Source organism: Halomonas flagellata, assembly GCF_022487945.1.
GTDB classification, from domain to species: domain Bacteria; phylum Pseudomonadota; class Gammaproteobacteria; order Pseudomonadales; family Halomonadaceae; genus Halomonas; species Halomonas flagellata.
The window spans coordinates 164,948-186,024 of the sequence record NZ_JAKVPY010000009.1; the positions used below are offsets into that span (position 1 = coordinate 164,948).

Genomic DNA, 21,077 nt, shown 5'->3' on the forward strand with positions numbered 1-21,077 from the left:
TTCAGCGGCGACGGGCGGCGACCTCGGCGGCACGCAGCCGCCCGGCGAGCTTGTCGAGGATGCCGTTGACGTACTTGTGCCCGTCGGTGGCACCGAAGGACTTGGCCAGCTCGACACCCTCGTTGATCACCGCCCGATAGGGCACCTCGAGACGCCGGGAGAGCTCGTAGGCCCCCAGCCGCAGGATGGCCAGCTCGATGGGATCGAGGTCCTCGAGGCGACGGTCGAGCAAGGGGGAGATGGTGGCGTCGAGTTCCGCCTTGAAGCGCACCACGTTGTGCAACAGCTCATGGAACAGCGCCAGGTCGGCGATCTCCATGACCTTGCGCCAGTTCTCGTGGTCCTCGAGGTCGTCGTCGGCCACCTGGCTGCGGAACTCCGCCTCCACCGCGGTGATCGACTTGCCGGTCATCTGCCACTGGTAGAGCCCCTGCACCGCCAGCTCACGAGCGGCGCGCCGCGACAGCTGGGCCCTGGAGGGTGTGCGGGAGGTGCGCTCGTCGCTCATGCCTCACCCCCGTCATCGTCGCTGAAGCAGCGCAGCAGCGAGACCATCTCCATGGCCGCCATGGCCGCCTCGGCACCCTTGTTGCCGGCCTTGGTGCCGGAGCGCTCGATGGCCTGCTCGATGGAGTTGACGGTGAGCACGCCGTTGGCGATGGGGGTATCGAACTCGAGCTGCAGGTTGCCGAGGGCCGCATTGCAGCCACCGGCCACGTACTCGAAGTGCGGGGTGCCGCCGCGGATCACCGCGCCCAGCGCGATCACCGCCTCGGGGCGCACGACCTTGAGCACCCGCTTGACCGCCAGCGGCAGTTCCCAGGCCCCGGGGACATGGACGATATCGATGTGCTCGCCATCGACGCCATGGCGCACCAGGCTGTCCACGGCGCCCTCAACCAGGCTGTCGACCACATGGTGGTTGAAGCGACCCACCACGATCACGTAGCGGCCATCGACGTCGACGAAGCTGCCTTCGACTTGGGAAATCGGTTGCATGGTTCCAGGTTCCTCGTGAATCCCGTCCTGCTGAATCCGCAGGGGCACGGCCGGTGCCGTGCCGTTGATGATCGTCGTTCGTCGGTCTCAGGCGCCGGGGACGTCGTCCTCGGGAGCCCGGTCCTCGGGCCCGAGCCGCTCGACCACTTCCAGGTCGAAGCCGGAGAGTGCCGAGAACTTCCACGGCGAGCTGAGCAGGCGCATGCGGCCAACGCCCAGGTGACGCAGGATCTGCGAGCCGGTGCCGATGGTCAGGTAGTTGCCGGCGCCGTCGGAATCGCTGGTACGCGGGGGACGGCGGCGCTCCAGGAACACCTCGAGGTAGTCGAGGAAGTCCTGGCGCGGACGGCCGTCGTCGAGCAGCACGAAGACGCCGTGATCGGCGCGGGCGACCTCCGCGAGGGCGCTATGGGTCGTCCAGTGGCCGCCCTCGCCCTGCTGCAGGCCGAGCAGGTCGCGCATGACGTCGGCCAGGTGCACGCGCACCGTGGTCAGCGCCTCGGGGGTCGGGTGCCCCTTGACCAGCGCCAGGTGGTGGGCGCCCTGGATGCGGTCGCGGAAGACGTGCAGGGTCAACTCGCCGAAGGCGGTGTTCACCGGCGTGGCCTCCACCGGCTCCACGGTCTGCTCGTTGTGGATGCGGTAGTGGATCAGGTCGGCGATGGTACCCATCTTCAGGCCGTGCTCGGCGGCGAAGCGCTCGAGCTCCGGGCGGCGCGCCATGCTGCCGTCGTCGTTCATGATCTCGCAGATCACGCCACTGGGGTCGAGGCCGGCCAGCGCCGCCAGGTCACAGGCCGCCTCGGTATGGCCGGCACGGCGCAGCACGCCGCCGGGCTCGGCCATCAGGGGGAAGATGTGGCCGGGCTGGACGATGTCCTCTGCCCTGGCGTCACGGGCCACCGCGGCCTGCACGGTGCGCGCGCGGTCGGCGGCGGAGATGCCGGTGGTCACGCCCTCGGCGGCCTCGATGGAGAGGGTGAACTTGGTGCCGAAGCCGGTGCCGTTGTCGCGCACCATCAGTGGCAGCCGCAGCCGCTCGCAGCGCTCGTGGGTCATCGGCAGGCAGATCAGGCCGCGGGCGTGACGCGCCATGAAATTGATGTGCGCGGCCTCGACCTTCTCGGCGGCCATGATGATGTCGCCTTCGTTCTCGCGATCCTCGTCGTCCATGAGGATCACCATCTTGCCCTGACGAATGTCCTCGATCAGGTCTTCGATGGGGGCCAGGCCCCCGGAGGAGGAGGAGTGCACCATGGAATCTCCAGAAATTCAGCGTGGCGGATGTCGTGACGCGGCGACGGTCGGGTCGCCGGCGCGCAACGCCCCGCCTCGAAACGGCGTCAGGGTACCGTGGCGCGGCGTCGGGCGCCAGTTCTGGCTTCGGGCTTCGGGCTCCAAACTATCTCCGTCTTATCGGGGTGGTTACCAACCGCTCGCAGCTCGTGGCTCGCCTAGCGAGGCCGGGCGGTGATGCGCCAGTCGCGGCCCACGGCCCGGATATCGAGGATGTCGAGCGGGCGCTGCTGGGCCATGCGCTCGAGCCCCGGCAGGGCGAACAGCGGACGCGCCTCGCCGCCGAGCAGGGTCGGGGCCACGAACAACTGCATCTCGTCCACCAGGCCGGCGTCGAGCATGGCGCCGGCGAGCGTCGCCCCGGTCTCGAGCAGCACCTCGTTGACCTGCTCCACCTCGGCCAGGTGACGCAGCAGGGCATGGAGGTCGACCCGGCCGTCGGCCGCCGAGGGCATCACCACCACCTCGGCGCCGGCCGTCTCGAGTCGCTCGCGCCGTTCGGGATCCGGGTCGGCACGGGTCGCCACCAGGGTACGGCCGGGCTCCCGCAGGCAGGCCGCCGCCTGGGGCAGGCGCAGGTGGCTGTCGACCACCACCCGCAACGGCTGGCGCCCGGCGATGAGTTCCGCCTCGTCGAGCTCGAGCTGGGCCGGCCGCACGGTGAGCCGCGAGTTGTCGAAGATGATCGACTCCACGCCGGTGAGTACGGCGCTGGAACGGGCCCGCAGTCGCTGCACCTCGCGCCGCGCCTGGGGGCCGGTGATCCACTGGGACTCGCCGGAGCGCATCGCGGTACGCCCGTCGAGGCTCATGGCCATCTTCAGCCGCACGAAGGGACGGCCATGGTCCATGCGCATGATAAAGCCCGGATTCAGCTCCCTCGCTTGATCCTCCAGAATGCCCACGTCGACGTCGACGCCGGCCTCGCGCAGCATGGCGATGCCGCGGCCGGCCACGGCGGGGTTGGGGTCGGCCATGGCCACCACCACCTTCTTCACCCCGGCCTCGATCAGCGCCACGGCACAGGGGCCGGTTCGCCCCTGGTGGGAGCAGGGTTCGAGGGTCACGTAGGCGGTGGCGCCCCGGGCGGCCGCGCCGGCGGCGCGCAGGGCATGCACCTCGGCGTGGGGCTCGCCGGCACACCGGTGGAACCCCTCACCGACCAGGCGGCGATGCTTGACCAGCACGCAGCCGACGCGGGGGTTGGGATCGGTGGTGTAGAGGCCCCGGCGAGCCAGCTCCAGGGCCCGGGCCATCCAGGCTTCGGGGGTCTGCTTGGCCATGGAAATCCTTGCTGGAGTGGGAAGGCGTCAGTCCTGGGGGTCGTCCGGGCGGAAGCTCGGCTCCTGGGCCAGACGGTCGATCTCGGCGCGGAACTCGTCGATGTCCTGGAAGCGGCGATAGACCGAGGCGAAACGGATATAGGCGACCTGGTCGAGGCGCTTGAGGGCGTGCATCACCTCCTCGCCGATGTCGCGGGCATGGATCTCCCGTTCGCCGCGGGCCCGCAGGGTCTGGCGGATGCGCTCCACCGCTGCCTCGATCGATTCGGCGCTGACCGGGCGCTTCTCCAGGGCGCGCAGCATGCCGGCACGCAGCTTGCTCTCGTCGAAGGTTTCCCGGGAACCGTCGCCCTTGACCACCCGCGGCATGACCAGCTCGGCGGTCTCGTAGGTGGTGAAGCGCTCGCCACAGGCCACGCACTGGCGGCGGCGACGCACCTGGTCACCCTCGGCCACCAGCCGGGAGTCGGTCACCTTGGTGTCATGGGTTCCGCAGAAGGGACAGTGCATCGATGGATTCCGGGGTCGACGTGAAGTGAGCGATCTCGCATTGTAACGGCTTGCGGGGTCAGCGCCCAGCATGCACCCGGTTGGCACATGACCTGCAAGGGAAGACACGACGCCTGCGGCGTACGACATCCCGGCCAATCGACGGATTTCCCATGACGCTCTCCCGCTCGCTCTCCCGCCCCCTGGACGAGACCGCCTTCATCGACCGGGCCCGCGCCCGCCTGGCCTTCCTCTATGGCCCCCGCGCCGAGGAGGTGCTGCGGCGCCTGCTGACCCTGCTTTCGCACCGGCGTGGTGCAATGCCGGCTCGCCGGCACAGCAAGCCGATGCCGCTGTGGAGCGAGCGCGACCAGTGGCTGATCACCTACGGTGACAGCCTGCTCGACGGCGACCGACCGCCATTGGAGGCGTTGGAGACCTTCCTCGAGGCGCGCCTGCCGGAGACCTTCAGCGGTATCCACCTGCTGCCGTTCTTCCCCTGGAGCAGCGACGACGGCTTCTCGGTAATCCACTATCGCGAGGTCGACCCGGCGCTGGGCGACTGGTCGCATATCCGACGGCTCGGCGAACGCCGGGACCTGATGGTCGACCTGGTGCTGAATCATGTGTCGCGGGAATCGCTGTGGTTCGTCGACTACCTGAGCGGCAGCCTGCCGGGGCGCGACTTCTTCATCGAGATGGACCCGGCCACCGACCTCTCGGCGGTGGTGCGCCCGCGCAGCAGCCCGCTGCTGGTGCCGGTATCGACCCGCCGCGGCACCCGTCACCTCTGGGCGACCTTCTCCGAGGACCAGATCGACCTGAACTTCGCCAACCCCGACGTGCTGCTGGAGTTCGTCGGCATCCTGCTCTTCTATCTGGAGCAGGGCGCCCGGGTCATCCGCCTGGACGCCATCGCCTACCTCTGGAAGGAGGTCGGCACCCCCTGCATCCACCTGCCCCAGACCCACGAGGTGGTGCGACTGCTGCGCGCCATCATCGACCACATGGCGCCGGGCACCCTGCTGCTCACCGAGACCAACGTGCCCCATCGCGAGAACCTCAGCTACTTTGGTCTCGATCGTCTTTCGGACGGGGGCCTCGATCGTCTTCCCTCTCCCCCCGACGAGGCCCATCTGGTCTACCAGTTCCCCCTGCCGCCGCTGCTGCTTCACACCCTGACCAGCGGCGAGGCCGGCACCCTGGCCAGTTGGCTCGAGAGCCTACCCGCCCTGCCCCCGGGCTGCAGCTACCTCAACTTCACCGCCAGCCACGACGGCATCGGGGTACGGCCGCTCGAGGGCTGGCTGCCACCCCACGAGATCGAGGCACTGCTGGAGCTGATGCACCGCTTCGGCGGCTTCGTCAGCATGCGCGCCGACGCCGACGGGAGCGACAGCCCCTACGAGATCAACATCACCTGGTTCGAGGCGATGCAGGGCACGCACCGCGGCCCGGACCCCTGGCAGGTGGAGCGTTTCCTGTGCAGCCAGCACCTGATGCTGGCGCTGCAGGGCATCCCGGCGCTCTACCTGCACTCGCTGACCGGCACCCTCAACGACCACGAGGGTGTCGAGCGCAGCGGGCGGTTGCGCTCGATCAACCGCCGCCACTGGCAGCGCGACGAATTGGACGAACTGCTCGACAGCCGCAACACCCCGACCCGAGAGGTCTTCCTGGCCCTCAAGCGACGCCTGGCGGTACGTCGCGAGGAGCCCTGCTTCCATCCCGATGCTCCGCAGCGCGTCGTGCCCTCGGCCGCGGAACTGCTGGTACTGGAACGGGGCCCGCTGGCGGATGGCCGCCGCCTGCTGGCGATCCACAATGTCAGCGATCGGCGCCAGCCGCTGGGCCTCGCCGTTCTCGGCCGGCACCGCTGGTTCGACCTGCTGGAGAACGCGCCCTGGCAGCGGGGCGAGAGCCTCGCCCCCTACCGCAGCCTCTGGCTGGTATTGCCCGGCGATGACATCGTCGACGACGGGTGAACGCCCTGGGGTGACCGAAGAGAGGATGCCGGAAGGAAGGCAAGGGGATGACGGCATGCTAATGTCAGCGGGACAGCATGCCCACGAATGGACAAGAACCACGACATGCGCTCCCTCCCTCTCGCTTTCCGCGCCGGCCTGCTGGTGTTCGCCGCGGCGGCCCCGGTGCTGGCCGACGATCACTGGCCGGCCCCGGTCCAGGCCCTCGCCGACCAGGGCCTGACCATCCATGCCGAGTTCTCGGCCCCCGGGGGCCTGACCGGCTACGCCGCCAGTGCCCAGGGACGCGAGCTCGCCGTTTATGTCACCGCCGACGGTGAGCATGCGGTGGTCGGCACCCTGGTGGACGCCGAGGGCAACGACCTCTCCAGCGCCCCGCTCGACGAGCACGTACGCGCGGCCCAGACTGCCGAACTCTGGAAGAGGTTGGAGAACAGCCACTGGATCCTCGACGGCGACCCCGATGCGCAACGGGTGGTCTACACCTTCACCGACCCCAACTGCCCCTTCTGCCGGCAGCTCTGGAAGGAGGTGCGGCCGTGGGTCGAGGCCGGCGAGGTACAGCTGCGCCATATCATGGTCGGCGTGCTGGGCCAGGACAGCCCGGCCAAGGCGGCCGCGCTGCTGGGGGCCGACGACCCCGCCTCGGCGTTGCACGAGCACGAGAGCGGCGAGTCGATCGCCCCCTCCGCCCAACCCCGGGAGATCGAGGAGCAGGTCTACGACAACAACCAGCTCTTCGAGGAGCTCGGTCTGATCGCCACCCCTACGACCATGGCACGCGACGGAGACCGCCTGATACGCACCCAGGGCATGCCCGACGACGAGCATCTGCTCGAGCTGATGGGTGGCGCGGCACCTTGAGCACCGTGCGCCATCCCCGACAGGCGGAACCTCAGGCCCGGGCGGGAATCGCCCGGGCCAGGAACCAGCCGGCGATCATCGCCACCAGCATGGCGAGCAGTGGCGCCGTGAGCCCCCCAATGGAGGCGAAGGCCGGCCCCGGGCAGTAGCCCGAGAGTCCCCAGCCGATGCCGAACAACGCGGCGCCGCCGATCAGTCGTCCGTCCAGGTCCTGCCGGGTCGGCAGCTGGAAGGCCTCGGCGAAGAGCGGGCCGGGACGACGGAAGACCAGCCGGTAGCCGATGAAGGTGGTCACCACGGCGCCACCCAGCACGAACATCAGCGTCGGGTCCCAGGCACCGAAGATATCCAGGAAGCCCAGCACCCGGGCCGGGTCGGTCATCCCGGAGATGCCCAGGCCGAGGCCGAACAACAGGCCGGCGATATAGCCCATCAAGGTTCTCATGCCCCACCTCCGATCAGGTGCCGCACCACGAAGACGGTGACGATGGCCGTCACCAGGAAGGTCACCGTGGCCACCATCGAGCGCACCGACAGCCGCGACAGGCCGCAGACGCCGTGGCCACTGGTGCAGCCACTGCCGAGCCCGGTGCCCGCCCCCACCAGCACACCGGCGACGAGCATCGCCGCCACGCCGCCGGCCGGCTCGCCAACCACCCCATCCGGGCTACCGGCCACATTGCCCAGCCCGCCACCAAGCAGCATCAGCACGATAGGGCCACTGATCAGGCCAAGCAGGAAGGTCAGGCGCCAGGCGCTGTCGCCTTTCGGCCTGACGGTGATGAGATTGCCGATGATCCCACTGATGCCGGCGATACGACCCAGGGTCGCCATCAACCAGGTGGCCGAGAGGCCGATCAGCACACCGCCGACCAGCCCCTGCAGGCTCGCTGTCACATCCACGATGCGTCTCCTTCGATTGTGCAATGTCATGGGTGGGCTGCCAGCGGGTCGCCGGCCGGCCCTCAGAACCGGTTGATCGGCACCTTGAGGTAGACCTGGCCATTGTCCTCGGGGGGCGGCATTTCCCCGGCGCGCATGTTGACCTGCACCGAGGGAATGATCAGCTTCGGCATGCCGAGGGTCGCGTCGCGCTCGGTGCGCATCCTGACGAACTCCTCCTCGCCGATGCCCTCGTGGACGTGCACGTTGAGGGCACGCTGCTCCGCCACGCTGGTCTCGTGCTGGTACTCCTCGCGACCCGGCGCCTTGTAGTCGTGGCACAGGAAGAGGCGGGTCTCGCCCGGCAGCGCCAGCACCTTCTGGATGGAGCGGTAGAGCGTGCGCGCATCGCCGCCGGGGAAGTCGCAGCGCGCGGTGCCGTAGTCGGGCATGAACAGGGTGTCGCCGATGAAGGCGACATCGCCGATCACGTAGGTCAGGCAGGCCGGGGTGTGGCCCGGGGTATGCAGCACCCGCCCTTCCAGGTGGCCGATGGTGAAGGTGTCGCCCTCCTCGAACAGGCGGTCGAACTGGCTGCCGTCGCGGGCGAACTCGGTGCCGGCATTGAAGGCCTTGCCGAAGACCTCCTGGACCACGGTGATCTTCGCACCGATGCCGGTCAGCCCGCCCAGCGCCTCGTTCAGGTAGGGGGCGGCCGAGAGGTGATCGGCGTGGACATGGGTCTCGAGGAGCCACTCCACGGCCAGGCCCTCGCGCTCGATGAAGGCGATGATCGCGTTGGCGGAGCGCACGTCGGTACGCCCGGAGGCGTAGTCGAAATCCAGCACCGAGTCGAGGATGGCGCAGGCGTGGCTCGAGGGATCCTGCACCACATAGCTGAAGGTGTTGCTCGGATGGTCGAAGAAGTGGGTGACAATGGGTCGGGCCGCGGTTGGCTTGGACATGGAAGGAACCTCCTGAATGTCGCTGCCTCACGAGATGGCGACAGCATACCCGAAAACAGGTTCTAAGATTAGATTATTTAATTATATAGAAGCGAGCCGACCGTCGCCGTCGTTATCGAACTCGACCACCGTCGGCGCCGGTAGGTCTCCAAGGGTAGGGCACGGTCATATCTCGATGCGGTCGCCGTAGGCAGGAATCTCGGCCTCGATGCCGCTCTCGGCCAGGGTCCGCTTGAGCACCTGCTGGGCCCCCGGCTCGCCGTGCACCAGGTAGAAGCGCGGCGCGTTGCGGAAGGCCCCGGCCCAGCCGATCAACTGGCTCTGGCCGGCGTGGGCCGAGAAGCCACCGAGGGTGTGCACCCTGGCCTTCACCGCCAGGTCCTGGCCGAACACTCGTACCCGCTCGGCCCCGTCGACGAGCTGTCGGCCGAGCGTGTCGGCGGCCTGGAAGCCGACGATCACCAGCCGGGTGTTGGGCTTTTCCAGGTTGTAGCGGAAGTGATGGGTGATGCGCCCGCCGTTGCACATCCCCGCCCCGGCAATGATGATCGCCCCCCCATGGATGCGGTTGATGGCCATGGACTCCTCCACCGTGCGGGTCAGCCGCAGGATCGGCAGGTACCGGCTGGTGTCGCCGCTGGCGGCCACGTTGAGCACCTTGAGATCCTCGGGGTCGAGCGACTTGCGCGCTCGCTGGTAGAGTTCGGTGACGCGGATCGCCAGGGGGCTGTCGAGGAACACCATCTGCTGGCGCAGTCGCCCCTCATGGTAGAGCACGCTGAGGTGGTAGAGGATCTCCTGGGTGCGCCCCACGGCGAAGGCAGGGATCAGCACGTTGCCACCATCGGCATGGGCCTCCTCCAGCACCCGGGCGAACTCCTCGAGGGTCTCGTCCAGGGGGCGGTGGTCACGATCGCCGTAGGTGCTCTCCATCAGCACCAGGTCGGCATCAAAGACCTTCTCGGGATCCTTCATCAGCACCGAACCGGGGTTGCCCAGGTCCCCGGAGAAGACCAGGCGCTTGGCCTGGCCGCCGGAGGGGATGGTCAGCTCGACGATGGCCGAGCCGAGGATATGGCCGGCGTCGCGGAACACCAGGGTCGCGCCGCCGGGCAGCCTGACCGGCTGACCGTAGGGGTGGGACTCGCAGAGCGCCAGGGTGCGCTCAACGTCCTCGAGCTCATAGAGCGGCTCGACCGATGGCTTGCCGTTGCGCTTGCGCCACTTGTTCTCCCACTCGAGATCCTTGGCCATGACGAAGGCGGCATCGCGCAGCATGATGTCGAGCAGGTCCCGCGTTCCGCGGGTGCAATGGATCGGCCCGCGGTAGCCCTCGCGCACCAGCTTGGGCAGCAGCCCGGCGTGATCCAGGTGGCCATGGGAGAGCACCACCGCCTCGAGTTTCCCGGCCAGGGCGCCGAAGGGCCTGGCGTTGGCCTCGTTGGCATCGGCCCCACCCTGGTGCAGCCCGCACTCCAGCAACAGCCGGTGGGAGCCGCCGTCGCCATCCAGCTCGATGAGGTATCGCGAGCCGGTGACCTCGCCGACCGCCCCCTGGAAAGTCAGTGTCGACATGGCGTTTCGATCCTTTCCCTGCGAACCCATGCCTTCAGCATACTGGATCAGGCCGGCTCGCGCGCAGCCCGCCGCGGGCTCGGTGGCGCGGACTTGCGCTGGATCACACCTGGCCGGCGCTGTCGCGCTCCACGGCCTCGGCCAGGCGATCCGGCAGATCGGGAATTGCCGCCTTGACCCGGTTCCAGCTGGGGATGAAGGGCCGCTCGCCGGGGTTGTCGAGGAAGGCACTGCCCGCCTCGAGCAGGTTGGCGGCGAACAGTTCCACCGCGCGCTCCTCGCCGTGGCGATCCAGGCTCAGGCCGTTCATCACCGCATCGTGGTCGTAGGCCTCGATCAGGTCCAGCGCCAGGCGGTAGTAGGTGGCCTTGAGGGTGCGGAAGCCCTCGGCGCTGAAGGTCACACCCTGGGTGGCCAGCTTGCGGTAGAGTGCCTTGGCGATGTCCAGACTCATGCGGTTGAGCCCGCTCGAGGCGTCCTCTTCCGAGACCGGCTGGTGCTTGTGATCGTAGGCGTCGGCCAGGTCGACCTGGCAGAGCCGCTTGGTCGAATAGTTGCGGTGCACCTCGGAGAGCACGCCGATCTCCAGGCCCCAGTCGGCGGGGATGCGGATGCCGTCGAGCACCTCGGCACGCATCGAGAACTCGCCGGAGAGCGCATAGCGGTAGCTGTCGAGGTACTCCAGGTAGGGCAGCGGCCCGTGCATCTTCTTGAGCGCCCGCAGCAGCGGCGTGACCATCAGCCGCGACACCCGGCCGTTGAGCCGCCCCTCGGCGATGCGCGGGTAGTAGCCCTTGCAGAACTCGTAGTTGAAGTGGGGGTGGGCCACCGGATAGAACAGCCGCGCCAGCATCCCCCGATCGTAGGTGAGGATGTCGCAGTCGTGCAGGGCAACCACGGCGCCACGCTGCGAGGCCTGGACATAGCCGGCACAGTACCAGACGTTGCGGCCCTTGCCGGGCTGCTGGGGGGCCAGCCCCTGCGCCTCCAGCTCGGCATCCAGCGCCCGCAGCCGGGGACCGTCGTTCCACAGGATGCGGTGGTGCTGGGGCAACGTCGAGAAGAACTCCCGGGCGTGGAGAAACTGCGCGCGGTCGGCGCGATCGAGGCCGATCACCACCTCGGCGAGGTAGGGCACCCGGGCGATCTCGTCGACGATGTGCGCCAGCGCCGGCCCCTCCAGCTCCGAGAACAGCGACGGCAGGATCAGGCTCATGGGCCGGCGTGCCGAGAAGCGCACCAGGTCGTCCTCGAGCTCGGCCAGCGGACGGCGGGTCAGGTTGTGGAAGTCGGTGACGATGCCGTTCTGGTGGAAGTCGCTCATGTCGCCTCCCCCGAGGCTTCACGCCTGGACACCTCACGCGCTTCCCGGACCTCCGCCGGAATCACCCGGCGGTCGGCTCGCCCCCACCAGTAGGCCACCCCCTCGGCCCAGCCGGCGGGTCCGGTCGCCTCGCTGCGATAGAGCGCCGGCTGCTGCGGCGACACCTCGAGCCCGTGACAACCGCGGATCACCACCGCCTGGTCGACGCGCTCGAGCATGGCGATATCGTTGGGGCCGTCGCCGAGCCCCAGGGTCAGGGGGCGGCTGCCGCGCAGCGCCTGGAAGCGCTCGATCAACCAGCTCACGGCGCTGCCCTTGTGGGACTCGCCGGTGACATGCCAGAAGCGCCCGCCACGGACCAGGCGCAGGCCATCGCCCTCGAGTCCTTCCCGAAAGGCCACGAGCCCGTCGTCGTCATCGGCCCAGACCAGCGGTTCGCTGCCCTCGCGCATCCGCGCCAGCCGCGCCTCAGGTTCCGCCAGGCCGGTGAAGCCGGCCAGCTCCTCCAGCGACATCTCGCTCATGGTGGTGAAGCGCACACCCAGCCGATCACGCCACACCGCGAGCCGCTTGCGGATAAAGCCGATGTCCACTCCCAGGGTCTTGATCACCAGGCCGTCGGGGCCGGGGCCGCGGTCCAGCCGGGCGTGGCACCAGGCCGGCGGCAGCCCGGCCACGGCGCCGTTCTCGGCGATGAAGGGCGTATCCATGAGGCCAATGGCCTGGCGCAGCGGCACGATCTCGCTGCGGGTCTTGCTGGTCACCGGGATCACCGGCACCCCGAGCGTTTTCAGCCGGGCGAGCCAGGGCCGCGCAGTCGACCAGTCGTAGCTGTGGTGATCGAGCAGCGAACCGTCCAGGTCGGTGAAGAGCAGGCGCGGACGAAGCGCGGGATCCTGGGTGACCGAGTCACGGGAAGCGTGCTGGGGCATGGCGTGTCCGGCTCCATGGTGGTGAAGTCGTCATGCCTGATGCAGGGAGCGTGCCAGCCTAGCGATAACCGGCACGGAACGGCGTCTCACCACCGACCGACCGGCAGCGGCGCCGCTGCCGGATGACGGCGCACACCGGAGAAGCACATGAAAACGCCCCCTCATGGTGCACCATGAGGGGGCGTCGCGTGCGGGGCGCTCTCGCGCCCGGCCCCTCAGCGATAGACGGGGAAGCGGGTGCAGACGGCCTCGACCTTGCCCTTCACCTCGGCCTCGATGGCGGCGGTGTCGGCGCCTTCGGCCATGACGTCGAGGATGTCGCAGATCCAGCCGGCCAGCTCACGGCACTCGGCCTCGCCGAAGCCGCGGGTGGTCACCGCCGGGGTGCCGATGCGCAGGCCCGAGGTGACGAAGGGGCTCTGCGGGTCGCCCGGCACGGCGTTCTTGTTGACGGTGATGTGGGCACGGCCCAGGGCGGCGTCGGCGTCCTTGCCGGTCAGGCCCTGCTTGATCAGCGAGAGCAGGAAGAGGTGGTCCTCGGTGCCGCCGGAGACGATGTCGAAGCCGCGCTCGATGAACACGCCGGCCATGACCTGGGCGTTGGTCACCACCTGCTGCTGGTAGGCCTTGAAGCCGGGCTCCATGGCCTCCTTGAAGCAGACCGCCTTGGCGGCGATGACGTGCTCCAGCGGGCCACCCTGGCCACCCGGGAAGACCGCGGACTGCAGCTTCTTCTCGATGTCGGCATCGTTCTCGGCGGAGAGGATCAGGCCGCCGCGCGGGCCGCGCAGGGTCTTGTGGGTGGTGGTGGTGACCACATGGGCGTGGGGCAGCGGGCTCGGGTAGACCCCGGCGGCCACCAGGCCGGCGATGTGGGCCATGTCGACCAGCAGGAACGCCCCCACCTCGTCGGCGATCTCGCGGAACCTGGCCCAGTCGATTATCTGGGAGTAGGCGGAGAAGCCGGCGATGATCATCTTCGGCCGGTGCTCGCGGGCCAGGCGGGCCACTTCCTCGTAGTCGATGCGGCCGGTGGCATCGATGCCATACTGCACGGCGTTGTAGTGCTTGCCGGAGAAGTTGGGCCTGGCCCCGTGGGTCAGGTGGCCGCCGGCGTCGAGGCTCATGCCCAGCACGGTGTCGCCCGGCTTGACCAGCGCCTGGAAGACGGCGCTGTTGGCCTGGGAGCCCGAGTGCGGCTGGACGTTGGCATAGCTGGCGTCGAACAGCTGCTTGGCATAGTCGATGGCCAGTTGCTCGACGATATCGACGTACTCGCAGCCGCCGTAGTAGCGCTTGCCGGGATAGCCTTCCGCATACTTGTTGGTGAGCTGGCTGCCCTGGGCCTCCAGCACCCGGGGGCTGGCGTAATTCTCGGAAGCAATCAGTTCGACGTGTGCTTCCTGACGAGCGACTTCCTTCTGCATCGCATCGAACAGGACGTCATCGAAACCGGCAATCTGCATGTCACGGCTGAACATCGGCGGGGAACCTCGCATCACGGGGAAAGCTGAGCTGCGCATGATACCCCAGCCCATGACGGCTTTCACTTGAAAGGCCGTCATGGGCATCACCATCTTTTCTCATGCAGGCTTTAGCCAGACTGCAGCGTCAGCGGGTCTCGACGCTCAGCGAGAGCTTGTCGGGCAGCGCCATGGGATCGCCGGCCCAGGTCTCCAGATTGCTCTCCGCCGGCAGGGTGATGCCGACTTCCAGTTCCTCGGCGGCGCCGGCCATCAGATCGACCAGCCCCGTCAGGACCGCTTGCACCTGGGGGCCGAACAGCATGCCGAAGCCCTGGGCCTGGGTACGGACCTGCTCGAGGTACTGGGCCTCGGTGACGCCCTCCATGGCCGCGCCCAGGGTGGCCAGGCGGCCGAACAGCCCCTGGTCGGCCAGCGTCAGGTGGATCTCGCCGCCCAGCAGCGTGGCTGCCTCCAGCAGGTCGGCATCGGAGAAAACCGCTTCCGGCGACACGCCGTCGGGCAGCACCACAGGCAGCTCGATATCGATGAGCAGGCGCAGGGCCTCATGGACGGTCACACGGCTGTTGCTTCTCAGGATGCTGCGACCGCCCTCCTCCTCCCAGTCGCCGAGGAAGGTCGCATCCAGGCGCAGCTCGCCGCTGCCGTCGGTGAGCACCTTGCTGGCCATGCGCAGCTGGGCCCGCTCCTGTTCCGGGGCGAGCTCGATCATGCGGGCCAGATCGAGCCGGATGCCGTCGAGGCTCAGGCCCCCGATGCCGTCGCTGAAGTCACCATCGAGGTCGAGTTCCGCCAGTGTCGCCACCAGGCGGTCGGACGCGATGTCGATGTCACGGATGGCCAGTAGCTCCAGGGTCTCCTCCCCCGCCCCCTCCAGCCCGGCCAGGCCCTCGAGGCGCAGGGAACCGAGGGTGAAGGAGCCGGCCCCCAGGTCGCCGAGGTCCTGCCCGGTGCCGGCCACCTCGGTGATCTCCAGCATGCCGATGGCATCACGGGACAGCGACTCGCCGCGCACCCTGGCGATGGTCAGGCGACCCCCGCCCTCGCGGAAGGCCGCCCCCTGGAAGAGCTCCTCGGCGAGCTCCGAGGCCATGTCGATGACGATGTCGTCGATGGCCAGGCTGCCGATGCGCACCTCCTCCGGTGCCAGGTCGCCATCGAGCGGGAAGACTGCCCGGGACGGCTCGCCCAGCACGATGCGTTCGGCGCTCATCAGCGGCAACTCGGTCAGGCCGTCCTCGAGCCGCAGCCCCTCGAGGATCACCTCGTCCGGGCTGTCGTAATCGCCCTTGACGATATAGCGCGCGAGGCGCAGGCGCTCCCCCTCGTCGGTCTCGAAGACCAGGTCCTCGGCGGTGGCACGGCGGCGCAACAGCGCCCCGGATACCTCGCCGAGCTCGAAACTGCCGTGGCCGCCGAACATGGCACGCAGGTCGGCCTCCAGGCGCTCTGGGTCGTCGGCCAGCGCCGGGGCACCGGCCAGCAGCAGGGATGCCCCGGCGATCAGGGGCCAGCGGGAGTCAAGCACGGAACACCTCCGATGTGAGCGGTCGATCTGGTTGAGTCTACCCCGAGAGCCCGAGCCCCGCCCCGTGCAGGGGCCGGTGGCTCAGGTTTCGCCGAGCAGCCCGAGGCTCGCGGCCGGCGCCTGACGGCGCAGGCCGCGGGAGAGCAGGTGGCCGATGGTACCGATCGAGAGCGCCCCGCCCAGCGGCAGCACCAGCCACAGCCAGCCGTGCAGCCGCGGCGTCAGGTCGAACCAGGCCAGGTAGATGGCAGCGGTGGCGAGCTCGGCCAGCAGCGCCCCCATCAGCCCGCTGGCCAGCCCCAGGATGGCGAATTCGGCCCCCTGGGCCCGGGAGAGCAGCCGGTTGCCGGCGCCGAACACCCGCAGCAGGCCACTCTCGTGGGCACGCACCGGCCGGCTGGCGGTCAGGGCGGCATAGAGCACGCTGACGCCGGCCAGCAGCACGAAGCCGAGCACCAGCTCCACCGCCCGGGTCACCTGGGTCAGCACCTCGCGCACCTGGCCGAGGATAGCATCGATGTTGAGCAGCGAGACCCCCGGGAACTCCCGCACCAGGCGGCGCTGGGTGTCGCCATCGTCGCCGTCCAGGTGGAAGGCGGTGATATAGCTGTGACCGAAGCGCTCCAGTACCCCCGGGGGAAAGATCACGTAGAAGTTGGGCCGGAAGCTGTCCCAGTCCAGGTCGCGCAGGCTGGTCAGTTCGCCGACGATCTCGGCCCCGCCGATGGTGAAGGTGAGGGTGTCGCCGAGGGCGAGTCCGAAGCGCTCGGCCAGGCCGTCCTCCATGGAGATCGGCACCCGTTCGGCCCGGGACTCGGCCTCCACGGCAGCGAACCAGCCGGCCGGCTCCTCCAGGGTATCGAACCACTGTCCCGCGACCAGCCGGTTGCCCTCGGGAAGGGTCTCGCGCCAGGTCAGGTTGAGCTCGCGGCGCAGGGCATTGTCGCCGCGAGCCTCCGCCGGCACCGCCTCCCGCGGCGGCCGGTCGTTGATCGCGGTGATGCGCCCGCGCACCATCGGATAGAGGGCACTGCGCGCGTCGGCGGCGTCACCCAGGACATCCTTGAAGGCCTCACGCTCGGCGGGCTGGATGTTGATGGCGAAGTAGTTGGGGGTGTCCTCGGGCAGCTGGTCCTGCCAGGTGGTCAGCAGGTCGCCGCGCACCAGGGCGATCATCGCCATGGCGAAGAAGGTCACCGAGAAGGCGAGCAGCTGGCCGAGGCTGGCACGGCGCCGGCGGGCGAGCTGCTGGCCGCCCAGGCGCAGGGCCTGGGCCAGCCCCCCCTCCTGGCCGCCTCGCCGAGGCAGCCGTGCCGCGAGTCGCAGCACTGCCGACAGCAGCAGCGCACCGAGGCCCCAGAGCACCACCAGCATCACCAGGCCACCGAGCAGCAGCCCGGCGGAGAGGCCGAGGTCGCCGGAGTAGAGCCACAGCAGGCCACCGAACACCAGGGCCGCCACGGCCACCACCAGCCAGGCCGAGACCGGCAGCGGGTCGAGCTCGCGACGCAGCACCTTCAGGGCGCTGACCCGCTTGAGCCGCAGCAGGGTCGGGCCGGCGAAGCCCACCAGCACCGCCAGGGCGGTGAGGATCCCCAGCCACAGAGGCAGGCCCCCCGGCGGCGGCAGCGTGAGCGGCAGGAAGGTGGTCAACAGCTGCAGCAGCGCCGCCTGGCCGGCCAGCCCCAGGGCCGCGCCGAGCAGCGAGGCCACCAGCGCCAACCACAGCAGCTGCAGCGCGAACAGACGGGTCAGCTCGGCCTGGGTGGCACCGAAGCAGCGCAGCAGGGCCGCGGTATCCAGGTGGCGGTCGACATAGCGCCGCGTGGCCATGGCCACCGCCACGCCGGCGAGCAGCACGGCGGCGAGCCCTGCCAGGCTCAGGTATCGCTCGGCCCGTTCCAGGGCATTGCCGAGCTGGGGCCGGTCACGGCGCACGTCGCGAACCTCCACCCCGTCGCGGCGCAGCCGTTCGAGCAGCGGGGCGAGGCTATCCACCGCCTCCGCCGAGCCGGCGGCCAGCAGCTCGAACTCGACCCGCGAGCCATCCTGCACCAGGTTGGTCTCCGCCAGGTCGGCGGCATGCATCATCAGGCGCGGGTTGAAGTTGCCGAAGCCGGCGGACTGGTCCGCCTCGCGCTCGATCAGCCCCCCCACCCGGAGTTTGCTTTCCCCCAGCCGCACGCGGTCGCCGATCTCGACCTCCAGCAACAGCGCCAGACGCGGCGCCAGCCAGGCCTCGCCCGGGGCCGGGCCCTGGGCGAGCCGTTCGACGCCCTGGCCGAGGTCCACGTGGTTATGGCCGTAATGCGGGTAGACCGAGTCGACGACCTTGAGGCTGGCGGGCTGGAAGGCATCGTCGTGGCTGACCATGGAGACCATGTCCACCTGGTCGCTCAGGATCAGGCCGGCCTCCTCCAGGGACTGGCGGATCTCGCTCGCGAAGGGACGGCCCTGCTCCAGTACCAGGTCGCCGCCGAGCAGCTGTCCCGCCTGGCGGGTCAACCCCTTGTCGAGGCGGTCGAGGAAGAAGCCGATCATGGTGGAGGCGGCCACCGCCAGGGCCAGGGCCACGAACAGGGCGCGCACGTCGGCCGCCCGCAGGTCGCGGATCAGGCCGCGGGCCGAGAGCCGCAGCATCCGCAGCGCGCCGGCCAGGAGGGGGCTGCCGCTCATGCGCTCACCTCGTCGCGGGCCAGCTCCACCAGCCGGCCCTCCTCCAGGCGCAGGCAGCGATCGCAACGCCGGGCGAGCGCATGATCATGGGTCACCAGCACCAGGGTGGTGCCGGCCTCGTGGTTGAGGGCGAACAGCTGCTCGATGATGCGTTCCCCGGTGGCCGGGTCCAGGTTGCCGGTGGGCTCGTCGGCGAACACCAGCTCGGCGCCGGTGACGAAGGCCCGCGCCAGGGCGACCCGCTGCTGCTCGCCGCCGGAGAGCTGCTTGGGCAGATGGTCGAGCCGTTCCCCCAGGCCCACCCGGGTCAGCCAGTCGCAGGCACGGGCCTCGGCGTCGGGCTGGGGGGTGAGCTCCAGCGGCAACAGCACGTTCTCGAGTGCGGTGAGGGTGGGCAGCAGCTGGAAATTCTGGAACACGAACCCCACCCGGCCGGCACGCAGCCGTGCCCGTCCATCCTCGTCCAGCGCCGAGAGCGGCTGGCCGAACAGCTCGAGCTCGCCACCGGTGGGGGCATCGAGCCCGGCCAGCAGCCCCAGCAGGGTCGACTTGCCGGCACCGCTCTGGCCGAGGATCGCCACGCTCTCTCCGGCGAACACCGTGAGCCGCAGCTCACTCAGAATGGTGAGCCGCCTCTCGCCGCTCTGGACCTGCTTGGACAGGTGGTCGGCGTGTAGAATCGGGGAGGCATCCGCTCGCGAGGTGATGGACATGGTGAAGGGGTTCCCTGAGCGTTGGGTCGGCGCTGGCCAGATTCACGCTGTTCCGGTACAGGCGGGTCGGGGCTGCGCCGATCTGTTTCGTAGTCATGCGTGGCGCCTCGGTTGGCCGGCCCGGCGGCAGGCACTCGCCTGGCTGGCACTGCTGCTCACCCTGGCGGGCGGCCCGACGCTGGCCGAGGGGCGCCCGGTACTGCTGGTCATGGGCGACAGCCTGAGTGCGGCCTACGGCATCGAGCGGCACGAGGGTTGGGTCAGTCTGCTGGAAGAGCGCCTGGACGGGAAGGCGCATGTGGTCAACGCCAGCATCAGCGGGGAGACCAGCAGCGGCGGCGCCAACCGGCTTCCCGAGCTCCTCGGACAGCACGAGCCGGACATCGTTCTGCTCGAGCTGGGCGGCAACGACGGCCTGCGCGGCCTGCCGCCGGGCCAGTTCGAGGCCAACCTGGCGGGCATGATCGAGCAGAGCCAGGCGGCCGGCGCCGAGGTGCTGCTGCTCGGCATCGACATCCCGCCCAACTACGGCCAGGCCTACCGCGACGCCTTCACCGGGGTCTTCTTCCGGCTCGCCGAGGAGTACGAGCTACCGCTGGTGCCCTTCCTGCTCGAGGGCGTGGCGCTGGAGGACGACCTGATGCAGCCCGACGGCATCCATCCCACCGCCTCGGCCCAGCCGATCCTCCTCGACACCGTCTGGCCCGAGCTCGAGCCGCTGCTCGAGGAAAACGGCGTGGGGGTGACCACGCTCTCCGGCGCCCCCGCCGATCAGGATTGAGCCGCCGGCGCGGGGCTCTTCTGCCACTGCTGCAGCCCCAGGCCGCCCAGGATCAGCACCAGGCCGACGAGAGTCGACGGCAGGATCGGCTCGCCGACGATGAAGAAGAGCAGCACCAGCGAGACCGGCGGCGAGAGGAAGATCAGGTTGGCGACCCTCGCCGTGCGCGACACCCGATGCACCGCCAGCTGCCACAGCACGAAGGCGATGCCCATCTCGAACAGCCCCACGTAGACCCCGGCCCCCAGGCCCGCCCAGCCGTGCCACTGCAGGCCAGGCCCGGCCAGCAGCAGCACCGTGAGCACCGGCACCCCGACGCTGAAGTTCTGCCACTGGGCCACCAGCGGCGAACGATGATCGCGGGCGTTGAGCAGCCAGTAGAGCGCCCAGAGCAGCGTCGAGGCCAGCGCCAGGCCGACACCCAGCGGATCGGCGAAGGCGACATCGAACACCGCCCCGCGGGTGGCGATCACCCACACGCCCGAGTAGGCCACCAGCCCGGCGAACACGTCGATGCGGGTCAGCCGCTGGCCGAGGATCGGCACGGCGAGGAAGGCCATGGCCAGCGCCCAGGTGTAGTTGAGCGCCATGGCCTCCTGGCCGGGCAGCCGATCATAGGCGGCGAACAGCACCAGGTAGTAGGCCACCGGGTTCATCAGCCCGGCCCAGGCCGCGGTGCGCCAGCCCCGGCCGAGCGCCTCGCCCAGCAACCCCTGGCGGGCCACCAGCACGCCGATCAGCGCCCAGGAGACCAGCGAGGCGATCCACATCAACTCCAGCGGCGACATGTAGGAGAGCGCCACCTTGAAGGCGGTGGCGACGGTCGACCAGAGCGCCACCGCGCCCAGCCCGAACAGCATGGCCTGACGTTCCTGTGTCATGGTGCTTCCCCATTATCTGGCAGCCCGCAGCCCGCAGCCCGCAGCCCGCAGCCCGCAGCCCGCAGCCCGCAGCCCGCAGCCCGCAGCCCGCAGCCCGCAGCCATTGTACCCTAGCGATCGATATGCCCCAGGTCGCGCTGCGGATCGAGGTGATCGCGCACCGCCTGCTTCAGTGCCTTGATATCGGGGAAGCCACCGTCGCGCTTGCGCTCCCACAGCGAGACACCGTCGAGCAGTATCTCGAAGTCACCGCCGTGGGAGGGCACCAGGGCCACCTCCTCGAGGTCCTCACCGAAGGTCGAGAGCAGCTCCTGGGCGTACCAGGCGCTGCGCAGCAGCCACTGACACTGGGTACAGTAGTGGATGCGAATACGTGCCATGTCATCTTCCCGTCGCAACAATGGATGCCGTCGATGATAC

The 21,077-nt window shown here is 69.5% G+C and carries 20 protein-coding genes; 3 read left to right on the forward strand and 17 right to left on the reverse strand.

Going from position 1 to position 21,077, the window contains the following annotated elements; translation table 11 throughout:
* Position 1: 1 nt before the first annotated feature.
* From nusB to nrdR, 5 genes are all read right to left on the reverse strand, one after another.
* On the reverse strand, positions 2-508 hold the full coding sequence (gene nusB / locus MKP05_RS09870; protein WP_240568135.1) for a transcription antitermination factor NusB: 507 nt from the start codon (positions 506-508) through the stop codon (positions 2-4).
* Positions 505-999, reverse strand: a complete 495-nt coding sequence (gene ribH, locus MKP05_RS09875) for a 6,7-dimethyl-8-ribityllumazine synthase (RefSeq protein WP_110282183.1) — start codon at positions 997-999, stop codon at positions 505-507. The genes nusB and ribH overlap by 4 nt, the downstream gene beginning before the upstream one ends.
* Before the next feature lie 87 nt (positions 1,000-1,086).
* On the reverse strand, positions 1,087-2,256 hold the full coding sequence (ribBA, locus tag MKP05_RS09880; RefSeq protein ID WP_240568136.1) for a bifunctional 3,4-dihydroxy-2-butanone-4-phosphate synthase/GTP cyclohydrolase II: 1,170 nt from the start codon (positions 2,254-2,256) through the stop codon (positions 1,087-1,089).
* 197 nt (positions 2,257-2,453) lie between these two features.
* Positions 2,454-3,578 carry a bifunctional diaminohydroxyphosphoribosylaminopyrimidine deaminase/5-amino-6-(5-phosphoribosylamino)uracil reductase RibD gene (gene ribD, locus MKP05_RS09885; protein WP_110282185.1) on the reverse strand — a complete coding sequence of 375 codons (1,125 nt, stop codon included), beginning with the start codon at positions 3,576-3,578 and terminating at the stop codon, positions 2,454-2,456.
* A gap of 27 nt (positions 3,579-3,605) precedes the next feature.
* On the reverse strand, positions 3,606-4,088 hold the full coding sequence (nrdR, locus tag MKP05_RS09890; RefSeq protein WP_110282186.1) for a transcriptional regulator NrdR: 483 nt from the start codon (positions 4,086-4,088) through the stop codon (positions 3,606-3,608).
* Between the two features lie 152 nt (positions 4,089-4,240).
* Between nrdR and MKP05_RS09895 the strand changes: the two genes are divergently transcribed.
* A complete protein-coding gene (locus MKP05_RS09895; RefSeq protein ID WP_240568137.1) occupies positions 4,241-6,052 on the forward strand; it encodes a sugar phosphorylase in 1,812 nt (603 codons plus the stop codon).
* 105 nt (positions 6,053-6,157) lie between these two features.
* Positions 6,158-6,916 carry a thiol:disulfide interchange protein DsbG gene (dsbG, locus tag MKP05_RS09900; protein ID WP_110282813.1) on the forward strand — a complete coding sequence of 253 codons (759 nt, stop codon included), beginning with the start codon at positions 6,158-6,160 and terminating at the stop codon, positions 6,914-6,916.
* A gap of 31 nt (positions 6,917-6,947) precedes the next feature.
* Here dsbG and MKP05_RS09905 read toward each other — a convergent pair whose 3' ends face one another.
* The 10 genes from MKP05_RS09905 to MKP05_RS09950 all read right to left on the reverse strand — a co-directional run bounded on the left by MKP05_RS09905 (position 6,948) and on the right by MKP05_RS09950 (position 18,995).
* A complete protein-coding gene (locus tag MKP05_RS09905; RefSeq protein WP_110282188.1) occupies positions 6,948-7,361 on the reverse strand; it encodes a DUF6691 family protein in 414 nt (137 codons plus the stop codon).
* A complete protein-coding gene (locus MKP05_RS09910; protein ID WP_110282189.1) occupies positions 7,358-7,819 on the reverse strand; it encodes a YeeE/YedE family protein in 462 nt (153 codons plus the stop codon). Before MKP05_RS09910 ends, MKP05_RS09905 begins: the two co-directional genes overlap by 4 nt.
* A 62-nt stretch (positions 7,820-7,881) precedes the next feature.
* Positions 7,882-8,763, reverse strand: coding sequence for an MBL fold metallo-hydrolase (locus MKP05_RS09915; protein ID WP_110282190.1), 882 nt, complete (start codon positions 8,761-8,763; stop codon positions 7,882-7,884).
* A gap of 165 nt (positions 8,764-8,928) precedes the next feature.
* Positions 8,929-10,338, reverse strand: coding sequence for an MBL fold metallo-hydrolase RNA specificity domain-containing protein (locus tag MKP05_RS09920; protein WP_240568138.1), 1,410 nt, complete (start codon positions 10,336-10,338; stop codon positions 8,929-8,931).
* 103 nt (positions 10,339-10,441) lie between these two features.
* Positions 10,442-11,662 carry a glycosyltransferase family protein gene (locus tag MKP05_RS09925; RefSeq protein ID WP_110282192.1) on the reverse strand — a complete coding sequence of 407 codons (1,221 nt, stop codon included), beginning with the start codon at positions 11,660-11,662 and terminating at the stop codon, positions 10,442-10,444.
* Positions 11,659-12,594: an HAD-IIB family hydrolase gene (locus tag MKP05_RS09930; protein WP_240568139.1), complete on the reverse strand. Its 936-nt coding sequence runs from the start codon at positions 12,592-12,594 to the stop codon at positions 11,659-11,661. Before MKP05_RS09930 ends, MKP05_RS09925 begins: the two co-directional genes overlap by 4 nt.
* Before the next feature lie 215 nt (positions 12,595-12,809).
* Positions 12,810-14,075, reverse strand: a complete 1,266-nt coding sequence (gene glyA, locus MKP05_RS09935; protein WP_240568140.1) for a serine hydroxymethyltransferase — start codon at positions 14,073-14,075, stop codon at positions 12,810-12,812.
* Positions 14,076-14,205: 130 nt separating this feature from the next.
* Positions 14,206-15,606: an amino acid adenylation domain-containing protein gene (locus MKP05_RS09940; RefSeq protein WP_240568141.1), complete on the reverse strand. Its 1,401-nt coding sequence runs from the start codon at positions 15,604-15,606 to the stop codon at positions 14,206-14,208.
* 81 nt (positions 15,607-15,687) lie between these two features.
* A complete protein-coding gene (locus MKP05_RS09945; RefSeq protein WP_240568142.1) occupies positions 15,688-18,282 on the reverse strand; it encodes an ABC transporter permease in 2,595 nt (864 codons plus the stop codon).
* Complete coding sequence (locus tag MKP05_RS09950) at positions 18,279-18,995, reverse strand: ABC transporter ATP-binding protein (protein ID WP_240568143.1); 717 nt, start codon at positions 18,993-18,995, stop codon at positions 18,279-18,281. Before MKP05_RS09950 ends, MKP05_RS09945 begins: the two co-directional genes overlap by 4 nt.
* Here MKP05_RS09950 and MKP05_RS09955 point away from each other — a divergent pair.
* Positions 18,994-19,776, forward strand: a complete 783-nt coding sequence (locus MKP05_RS09955; RefSeq protein WP_439108976.1) for an arylesterase — start codon at positions 18,994-18,996, stop codon at positions 19,774-19,776. The genes MKP05_RS09950 and MKP05_RS09955 overlap by 2 nt on opposite strands.
* Here the strand turns inward: MKP05_RS09955 and MKP05_RS09960 are convergent.
* The gene (locus MKP05_RS09960) at positions 19,767-20,657 is read right to left on the reverse strand and encodes a DMT family transporter (RefSeq protein ID WP_240568144.1); all 891 of its coding nucleotides are present in this window, start codon (positions 20,655-20,657) and stop codon (positions 19,767-19,769) included. The two genes, MKP05_RS09955 and MKP05_RS09960, sit on opposite strands and share 10 nt — an antisense overlap.
* A 110-nt stretch (positions 20,658-20,767) precedes the next feature.
* Complete coding sequence (locus MKP05_RS09965; RefSeq protein WP_110282199.1) at positions 20,768-21,037, reverse strand: Rdx family protein; 270 nt, start codon at positions 21,035-21,037, stop codon at positions 20,768-20,770.
* Between the last annotated feature and the right edge of the window lie 40 nt (positions 21,038-21,077).